This is a genomic window from Phenylobacterium sp. (assembly GCF_035569475.1).
GTDB lineage: Bacteria > Pseudomonadota > Alphaproteobacteria > Caulobacterales > Caulobacteraceae > Phenylobacterium.
Genome location: NZ_DATMNA010000059.1, coordinates 1 through 8,401, shown reverse-complemented (window position 1 = coordinate 8,401; position 8,401 = coordinate 1). Strand labels below are relative to the sequence as shown.

At 69.0% G+C, this 8,401-nt stretch carries 10 protein-coding genes; 6 read left to right on the top strand and 4 right to left on the bottom strand.

From position 1 onward, the window contains the following. Window positions 1-1,840, top strand: a 1,840-nt coding sequence (gene dxs / locus VNW53_RS09505) for a 1-deoxy-D-xylulose-5-phosphate synthase (RefSeq protein ID WP_325555290.1), incomplete at its 5' end; no start/stop codon positions are given. Window positions 1,841-1,863: 23 nt separating this feature from the next. Next, a complete protein-coding gene (bla, locus tag VNW53_RS09500; RefSeq protein WP_325555289.1) occupies window positions 1,864-2,715 on the top strand; it encodes a class A beta-lactamase in 852 nt (283 codons plus the stop codon). Here bla and flgH read toward each other — a convergent pair. Genes flgH through flgF form a run of 4 tightly spaced genes read right to left on the bottom strand, consistent with a single transcriptional unit; the run spans window position 2,712 to window position 5,768 of the window. Continuing rightward, window positions 2,712-3,446: a flagellar basal body L-ring protein FlgH gene (flgH, locus tag VNW53_RS09495; protein WP_325555288.1), complete on the bottom strand. Its 735-nt coding sequence runs from the start codon at window positions 3,444-3,446 to the stop codon at window positions 2,712-2,714. The two genes, bla and flgH, sit on opposite strands and share 4 nt — an antisense overlap. A gap of 15 nt (window positions 3,447-3,461) precedes the next feature. Then, on the bottom strand, window positions 3,462-4,220 hold the full coding sequence (gene flgA, locus VNW53_RS09490; protein ID WP_325555287.1) for a flagellar basal body P-ring formation chaperone FlgA: 759 nt from the start codon (window positions 4,218-4,220) through the stop codon (window positions 3,462-3,464). 3 nt (window positions 4,221-4,223) lie between these two features. Further along, a complete protein-coding gene (gene flgG / locus VNW53_RS09485; RefSeq protein ID WP_325555286.1) occupies window positions 4,224-5,012 on the bottom strand; it encodes a flagellar basal-body rod protein FlgG in 789 nt (262 codons plus the stop codon). A gap of 15 nt (window positions 5,013-5,027) precedes the next feature. Next, window positions 5,028-5,768 (bottom strand): flagellar basal-body rod protein FlgF, encoded by a 741-nt coding sequence (flgF, locus tag VNW53_RS09480; RefSeq protein WP_325555285.1) that lies wholly within the window; start codon window positions 5,766-5,768, stop codon window positions 5,028-5,030. Between the two features lie 221 nt (window positions 5,769-5,989). Here flgF and VNW53_RS09475 point away from each other — a divergent pair, with 221 nt between their 5' ends. The 4 genes from VNW53_RS09475 to VNW53_RS09460 all read left to right on the top strand — a co-directional run. Continuing rightward, a complete protein-coding gene (locus VNW53_RS09475) occupies window positions 5,990-6,583 on the top strand; it encodes a flagellar basal body-associated FliL family protein (RefSeq protein WP_325555283.1) in 594 nt (197 codons plus the stop codon). A 40-nt stretch (window positions 6,584-6,623) separates the two neighbouring features. Then, window positions 6,624-7,736, top strand: a complete 1,113-nt coding sequence (gene fliM / locus VNW53_RS09470) for a flagellar motor switch protein FliM (protein ID WP_325555282.1) — start codon at window positions 6,624-6,626, stop codon at window positions 7,734-7,736. Beyond that, window positions 7,733-8,194, top strand: coding sequence for a DUF6468 domain-containing protein (locus VNW53_RS09465; protein WP_325555281.1), 462 nt, complete (start codon window positions 7,733-7,735; stop codon window positions 8,192-8,194). Before fliM ends, VNW53_RS09465 begins: the two co-directional genes overlap by 4 nt. Next, on the top strand, window positions 8,191-8,401 hold a 211-nt coding region (locus tag VNW53_RS09460; protein ID WP_325555280.1), incomplete at its 3' end, for a hypothetical protein. The genes VNW53_RS09465 and VNW53_RS09460, both read left to right, overlap by 4 nt.

The window sequence follows — 8,401 nt, the reverse complement described above, 5'->3', positions numbered from 1 at the left end:
GCAGCTGGCCGAGGAAGTTCGCATCGAGACCATCGACGCGGTGTCCACCACCGGTGGGCATCTGGGCGCGGGCCTGGGCGTGGTCGAGCTGACCGTCGCCCTGCACCACGTCTATGAGACGCCCAAGGACATCCTGATCTGGGATGTCGGCCACCAGGCCTATCCGCACAAGATCCTTACCGGACGGCGCGACCGCATCCGCACCCTGCGGCAGGGCGGCGGGCTGTCGGGTTTCACCAAGCGGGCGGAGAGCCCCTACGACCCGTTCGGCGCGGCGCACGCGGCGACCTCGATCTCGGCCGCCCTCGGCTTCGCCGCCGCCCGCGACCAGAAGGGCGCGGACAACCGCGTCGTCGCCGTGATCGGCGACGGCTCGATGAGCGCGGGCATGGCCTATGAGGCGATGAACAACGCCTGCGAGACCACGCGGCAGTTGACCGTCATCCTCAACGACAACGACATGTCGATCGCCCCGCCGGTGGGCGGGATGAGCGCCTACATGGCCCGGCTGGTCTCCGGCGGCGGCTATCAGTCCCTGCGCAACATCGGCAAGTCGATGGCCAAGGCCTTCCCCAAGCCCCTGCAGGAAGCCGCCCGCAAGGCCGAGGAATACGCCCGCGGCATGGTCACCGGCGGCACCTTCTTCGAGGAGTTGGGCTTCTACTACGTCGGCCCGATCGACGGCCACGACATGGACGCCCTGGTCCACGTCCTGCAGAACGCCCGCGCCATCACCGACAAGCCCGTGCTGGTCCACGTCGTGACCCAGAAGGGCAAGGGCTACGCCCCGGCCGAGAACGCCGCCGACAAGCACCACGCGGTGGTGAAGTTCGACGTCATCACCGGCCAGCAGGCCAAGGCGCAGGCCGCAGCGCCCAGCTATACCAAGGTCTTCGCCCAGGAGCTGGTCAAGCGGGCCGAGATCGACCCGAAGATCGTGGCGATCACCGCGGCCATGCCCTCGGGCACCGGCCTCGACATCTTCGAGCAGCGCTTCCCCGAGCGGACCTTCGACGTGGGCATCGCCGAGCAGCACGCGGTCACCTTCGCCGCGGGCCTGGCCGCCGACGGGATGAAGCCCTTCGCGGCGATCTATTCGACCTTCCTGCAGCGCGGCTACGATCAGGTGGTGCACGACGTGGCGATCCAGCGCCTTCCGGTGCGCTTCGCGATGGACCGCGCGGGCCTGGTGGGCGCCGACGGGCCGACCCACGCCGGCTCCTTCGACATCGGCTTCATGGGCGCGTTGCCCGGCATGGTGCTGATGGCCCCGGCCGACGAGGCGGAGCTGGCCCGCGCCGTGGCCACGGCGGTGGAGATCGACGACCGCCCGTCCGCCTTCCGCTATCCGCGCGGCGAGGGGACCGGCGTGGAGATCCCGGCGCTGGCCGAGCCCTACGAGATCGGCAAGGGCCGCATCGTGCGCGAGGGGACGGCGGTGGCCATCCTGTCCTTCGGCACGCGGCTCGGCGAGGCCTGCAAGGCCGCCGACATGCTGGCCGCGCGCGGCCTGTCGGCCACCGTCGCCGACGCCCGCTTCGCCAAGCCGCTGGATGTGGACCTGATCCTGCGCCTGGCCCGCGAGCACGAGGCGTTGATCACCGTGGAAGAGGGCGCGGTCGGCGGCTTCGGCGCCTTTGTCCTGCAGACCCTGGCCGAGAACGGCGCGCTCGACCGCGGCCTGAAGGTCCGCCCGCTGGTCCTGCCCGACATCTTCCAGGACCACGACAAGCCCGAGGCCATGTACGCCCAGGCCGGCCTCGACGCCGAAGGCATCGTCCGCGCCGCCCTGCATGCGCTCGGCATGGACAACGCCGTGGCCAAGGGCTGGCGCGCCTAGTGATTCCGACGCCGACCCGACGCATGGCGATCGCCATGCTCGCGTCCTGCGCCGCACCCGCCGCCTTCGCGGTCCCGGACGCCCTTCACCCGCGGCTGAAGGCTCTCGAGCTGGAGGCCGGCGGGCGGATCGGCCTTGCCGTCCTCGACACCGGATCGAATCGTCGAATCGCCTACCGAGAAGGCGAACGGTTCGCGATGTGCAGCACCTTCAAGCTACTGCTCGCCGCCGCGGTGCTGCATCGCGTGGACCAAGGGCGGGAAACCCTCGGCCGACGCATCGCCATCTCCAAGGCCGACCTGCTTCCGGTGTCGCCGGGGACCGAGCCGCACGTGGGCGGAAGCCTTGACGTCGCCAGCCTATGCGAGGCGGCGATGATCTACAGTGACAATGCGGCAGCCAACCTGTTGCTGCGGTCCGTGGGCGGGCCCAGCGGCGTGACGGCCTTCGCGCGCACGCTCGGCGACCCGGTCACGCGGCTCGATCATGCTGAGACCGATCTCAACAAGGTCGCGCCAGGCGAAGTCCACGACACGACCACACCGGCGGCCATGCTGGGCGACCTGCAGGCCTTGCTGGTCGGCGACGCCCTCTCGCCAGCCTCGCGCCAGCGTCTGACCGGCTGGATGGTCGCCAACCGCACGGGCGACGACCGGCTGCGGGCGGGCGCACCCAAGGCCTGGCGCGTCGGAGACAAGACCGGCGCGTGGCTGCCCAAAGGCGGCGTCAACGACCTCGCGGCCTTCTGGCCGCCCGGGCGCCAGCCCATCCTGATTGCTGCCTACACCTATGGTGCGGAGGGCGACATGGCCCAGCGCAGCGCGCCGCTCGCGGAGATCGGGCGACTGGTCGCGGCCTGGGCCGAAGCCGTCTAGAACGGCGAGAACCGCTGGAGCAGGGACTGGCCGGCCGGGGTCTTCTGGACGCTGCTGATGTCGCCGCGGCCGCCGTAGTTGATGCGGGCCTCGGCGATCTGGGTGTGCAGGATGGTGTTGGCCGCCGAGATGTCCTCGGGCCGCACGATGCCGGCGATGGTCAACTGGCGCACCTCGGTGTTGGTCTTCACCTCCTGCGTGCCCTGGATCACCAGGTTGCCGTTGGGCAGCACCGAGGAGACCACCGCGGCGATCGTCAGGCTGATCTGGTCCTGCCGGCTCACCGCGCCGACGCCGTCGTTGGTCGACTTCGAATTGGTCGAGATCGCGTTGGCCGGGTCGTAGCCGCTCGGCAGGATTTTCCCCAAGGTCGATTCCAGGCCCAGCAGGTGCGGGATCCCGGCGGTCATTGTGGATGTCCGCCCGGCGGTCGTCTCGTTGGTGGTCTTGGCCGAGTCGTTGATGTTGATCAGCACCGTCAGGATGTCGCCGACCTTGGCCGCGCGCTGGTCGTTGAAGAAGGTTCGCGCGCCCGTGCGCCACAGCGAGTTGGCGGTGGCCGGCTGCGGGGCGTTGGCCTGGGCGATGATCTTCTGGTCCAGCGGCGCGAGGGCGGCTGGATAGCCCACCGGCGCCAGGTCGGGGCCGCGCACGGCCTCCTTGATGGTGGAGCAGGCGCCCAGCGGGGCGAGGACGATGAAGGCCGCGGCGGCGGCGAAACGGGTGCGCATGGGACGGTCTTCCTCTTAGCGGGCGGCGTAGCGGAGCGAGCGGGCGGTCTTGATGTCCTGGGCGGCGGGGCCGACCACGGCCTGGCCGGGTCCGGTCACCATGGCCTGGACGGTCTTCTTGGACTGGGTGTTCAGCACCACCAGGGACTCGCCGACGCCGGCGCCGCCCATGGCCTTGCCTTCCAGCGAGAGCGAAATGCCGTCGGCCTCGTAGGTGACGGTGACCGTGTCGCCCGGCTTGATCACGATGGCGGCGCCCACGTCGCGGGCCAGCACCACGGCGCCGGCGCGCAAGGGCCGCTTGGCCGCCTGGCCGATCACCGCCTCGGCCTCGGTGGGGCTGTCGGCGGGCGCGGCGGCGACCTTGACCCAGGTGAGGTCCGTGGGCTGCACGATCTCGCCGGCGTTCAGGCTGCGGGTATAGGTCAGGACCTGGACATTGCCGTGCGCCGCGCCCGCGCCGGCGGCCGGGGCCGCGGCCGAGCCGGCGGAAAGGCCCGCGCGGACCACGATCTTGCGCAGGCCGTCGGGGTTGTCCCAGTCGAGGCCGGCGCGGCGGGCGGCGGCCTGCACCGCGGCGGCGTCGAGCACCACCGTCTGGCCGGTCCGCTCGGCGACGGTCACCCGCGCCGCGGCGCCCGCGCCGTCGAACAGATCGCCCAGGGTCACCACCGAATCGCCGCTGGCGGCGTCCGGCCTCAGGCTGACGGCGCGACCCGCGAAGGCGGGGCCGGCGAGCGCCAGGGCGGCGACGAGGGTCAGGATCACGCGCATGGCTCAGGCCTTCGCCTGATTGGCCACGCCCAGCATGTTGTCGGCCGTGGAGATCACCTTGGAGTTCATCTCGTAGGCGCGCTGGGCGACGATCAGGGCAGTGATCTCGGTCACCGGGTCGACGTTGGAGGCCTCGGTGTAGCCCTGGGTCAGCGTGCCCAGGCCCTGCAGGCCCGGCGTGCCGATGACCGGCGGCCCGGAGGCGCCGGTCTCCTTGAAGAGGTTGGAGCCCTGGGCCGAGAGGCCGCCCTCGTTCATGAAGCTGGCAAGCTCCAGTTGGCCGACCACGGTCGGGGTGGGCGAACCCGGCTGGGTCACCTGGACCTGGCCCGACTGAGAGACGGTGACGTTGGTGGCGGTCTGAGGGATCGAGATCGCCGGCTGGATCAGGTAGCCGTCCTGGGTGACCAGTTGGCCCTGGTCGTTGACCGCGAAGTTGCCGGCCCGGGTGTAGGCATTGTCGCCGGTGGGCGTCAGCACCTGGAAGTAGCCGCGGCCGTTGATCGCCAGGTCGAATTGGTTGCCGGTGGCGGTCAGCGCGCCCTGGGTGCTGATCCGGTAGACCGAGCCCGCCTTGACACCGGCGCCGATCTGCACGCCCGTCGGCACGATGGTGCCCTGGTCGGAGGACTGGGCCCCGGCCTGCTCCAGCGTCTGGTAGAGCAGGTCCTGGAATTCGGCCCGCTGCTTCTTGAAGCCGACGGTGTTCATGTTGGCGATGTTGTTCGAGATGACCTCGACGTTCATCTGCTGCGCGGCCATCCCGGTCGCGGCGGTCCTAAGAGCTTGCATGGGCTCAGATCCTCACTAATTCGCCTTGCCCAGCCGCGCGACCGAGGTGCGCGACAGGTCGGATTCCGTGGACATCATCTGCGTGACTTGTTCGTAGGCCCGGCTGACCTCGATCAGCTTGGTGATCTGCAGGATCGGGTTGACGTTGGAGGTCTCCAGCATCCCCTGGCGGAGCTTGGCGTCGGTCGTGACGACCGGGGCCTGGTTCGACGCGTTCTGGTAGTAGTTGTCGCCGGTCTTCTCGAGCGCCGACAGGCTGGGGAAGTTGTAGACGCCGAGCTTGCCGATCCGCTCCTTGCCCTGGCTCACCACGCCATCGGGGGTGATGGTGATCTCGCCGGGCTTCTGGGGGTCGATGGTGATCGTGCCGCCGCCGTCGTCGGCGACCGGGTCGCCGGCCTGGGTGGTGAGGAGGCCGTTGGCGTCGGTGCGCAGGTGGCCGTCGCGGGTGAAACGGTCGCCGTTCTTGGTGGTGACCTTCAGGAAGCCTTGACCCTCAATGCCCACGTCGAGCGCCGCGTCGGTGCGGCGCAGGCCGCCCTGGCCGAAGTCGCGGGCCACGCCGTCGGAGCCGACGAACTTCACCGGCCTCGGTCCGCCCAGGGTGAAGGCCGGTGCGCCCGGGACCTCACGGGTCATCAGGGACTCGAACTTGAAGCCGGTGGTGTCCGAGTTGGCGATATTGTTGGCGACGATGTCCATCTGGCGCTTGAGCACCATCTGGTTCGACAGTCCGACGTAGAGGGCGTTGTCCATGGAATCCTTACAGCCGATTTGGACGCGACACTTTCGTCAAACTAGGCTGCAAGCTTCGGGCCAGTTTGAAACCCAAGCAAAATCAATAAATAAGAAAGTTAACGGGCGCCCAGCGGCGGAAACTGCCGGGCAGGGTTGTCACCCATTAACGTCCGTTAAAAACCGGGCGTTAACCAACTTGGCCGCAAGAGGGAGCGTGTAGGTTTCTAAGGAACGCGCGCGTGGCCGAGGACAAGGTCCAGGAGGCGCCCGAAGGGGAAGCCCCCGAGGGCGAAGAGGGCGGGGGCGCCAAGCCCAAGAAGAAGCTCTCGATGAAGCTCATGCTCATCGCCGGCGCCGGCGCCCTCGTGGTGCTTGGCGGCGGCGGCGCGGGCGCGTTCTTCATGCTCAAGCCGAAGCCCGAGGCGGCGTCCGGCAAGGACGCCAAGAAGAAGTCCTCCGCCAAGAAGGGCAAGGACGACAAGGGCAAGAAGGACGACAAGACCGCCATGGTCCGCGAGGGCCCCGACGGCGTGCTGTTCTACACGATCCCCGACGTGGTCGTGAACATGCAGACCGCCGACGGCCGGCCGACCTTCCTGAAGCTGAAGCTGACGCTCGAACTCCCCGACCAGGCGACCGTCGACGAGCTGGAGCCGAACATGCCGAGGCTCCAGGACATGTTCCAGACCTTCCTGCGCGAACTGCGGCCCGAGGACCTTTCCGGCTCCCAGGGCTCCTACCAGCTTCGCATGGAGATCCTGCGCCGGGTCAATCTGGTCATCGCGCCATCCAAGGCCAACGCCGTCCTGATCGAGGAGATGCTGATCAACTAGCGCCCTCTCCACGAGGCGCGCCCGCGATCGCTCAAGACGCATGGCCGACGAACCCGAAGAGATGACCGAAAACACCCAAGGCGCCGGCGCCGGCGGCGAGGGCGCGGCCGGCTGGGGCGACGACGCCGACGCCCAATCCGAACGCATCCTCAATCAGGACGAGATCGACAGCCTGCTGGGCTTCGACCTCTCCGAGGAAGAAGGCGGCGAGCGGACCGGCATCCGCGCGATCATCAACTCCGCCCTGGTCTCCTACGAGCGCCTGCCGATGCTGGAGATCGTCTTTGACCGGCTTGTCCGGTTGATGACGACCAGCTTGCGGAATTTCACCTCCGACAACGTGGAAGTGAGCCTCGACAACATCTCCTCGATCCGCTTCGGCGACTACCTGAACTCGATCCCGCTGCCGGCGATCCTGTCGGTGTTCCGCGCCGAGGAGCTGAACAACTACGGCCTGCTCACGGTCGACTCCAACCTGATCTATTCGATCGTCGACGTGCTGCTGGGCGGCCGGCGCGGCACGGCGGCCATGCGCATCGAGGGGCGGCCCTACACCACGATCGAGTCCAGCATGATCCGCCGGATGGTCGAGGTGATCCTGGCCGACGCCGAGCTCGCCTTCGCCCCGGTCTCCTCGGTGCGTTTTGCGGTCGATCGCCTCGAGACCAATCCGCGCTTCGCCGTCATCTCGCGGCATGCCAATGCCGCGATCCTGGTCAAGCTGCGGATCGACATGGAGGATCGCGGCGGCTCGGTCGAGCTGCTGTTGCCCTATGCGACCATCGAACCGATCCGCGACGTGCTGCTGCAGATGTTCATGGGCGAGAAGTTCGGCCGCGACCCGATCTGGGAGGGCCATCTCGCGACCGAGATCGGCCAGGCGGAAATCGCCGTCGATGCCGTGCTCTACGAGGCGAAATTGCCGCTCAAGCGGATGTTGGAGCTCAACGTCGGCGACACCCTCGAACTCGACATCGGGCCGGACGCGCCTGTCACCATGCGCTGCGGCGAGGTCGCGCTGACGGAGGGCCGCATGGGCCGGGTCGGCGATCGCGTCGCCGTCCGGGTGATCAGGCCGCTGCGCAAGCCCAAGACCACCTTCGCCATGTTCGAGACCGCCGGCGAGCGGTCGGGCAGAATGGAGCCGTCATGAACCACATGATCGGACTTATCATCGAGGGCACGGTCGCGATCCTGCTGGTGATCACGATCGGCTATTGCATGGTGCTGGAGCGGCGGTTGCGCCGACTGCGCGCCGACGAGGAGTCGCTGCGGGCGGTCATCGCCGAATTGATCACGGCGACCGAGATCGCCGACCGCGCCATCGGCGGCCTCAAGGTCACGGTGCGGGAATGCGACCAGAATCTCGGCGAGCGGCTGCGCGCCGCCGAGCGATTCTCGGCAAGCATCGAGGCGCAGCTCGCCGCGGGCGACGAGGTCTTGCGGCGGCTCTCCCAGATCGCCGCGGCGAGCCGGCCCGTCCCACCCGTCGTCCCGTCTGCCCAGCCCGGCGAGCCGGGCGCTGCCGGCGCCAGTGCGCAATCCACGCTTGCCGCGGCCCAGGCCCTGGTCGAGCGCGCCCGGACCCGGACCGGCGATCGCGCAGCATGACGCGGTGGGTGCGCGAACTCCGGCTGATCCCGGTCGTGCTGCTTGCGACCGCAAGCCTTGCCGCGCTCAAAGTCTTGGGGCTCGCCCTCGACGGCGGCTACCTCCTCACCGACATCGACCGCGCCGCCATGGACCCGCCAATCCATGTCGAGCGCAACGCCGCGACGGGTGCGGCGACGGTGGCCGACAACAAGCTGTCGCTGGCAC